Raw genomic sequence first — 296 nt, 5'->3', positions numbered from 1 at the left:
CAATAAAGACCGTGGCGTAAACAGGCAGGAAATAAGCCGCGCCAAAAACAAAGTTATCCCAGAAGCTGGCCGCATCGTGAGCACCACCACCCAGCAATACAATCAGAAACTCGCGCCATCCTTCAATGACGGTACCGGCACCGGCTGCCATGGCTTCGTTCGCCTGCAAGCCAATGTTGTACATACCAAACAGCATCGCCGGAAAGGTACAGACCCATACCGTGATCATGATACGTTTGAGGTCAATGCCATCCCGTACGTGCGCCGTGTTATTGGTCACATTCGGTGGTGAAAAC

General features: G+C 52.4%; 1 protein-coding gene. It reads right to left on the bottom strand.

From position 1 onward, the window contains the following. A partial coding sequence (locus Q4563_RS18815) for an RnfABCDGE type electron transport complex subunit D (protein WP_303605599.1) occupies nt 1-296 on the bottom strand: 296 nt, incomplete at both ends.

It is taken from the genome of Gilvimarinus sp. 1_MG-2023 (genome assembly GCF_030548285.1).
The sequence above is the reverse complement of the archived record's forward strand: the minus strand, read 5'-3'. Positions and strand labels throughout refer to the sequence as shown.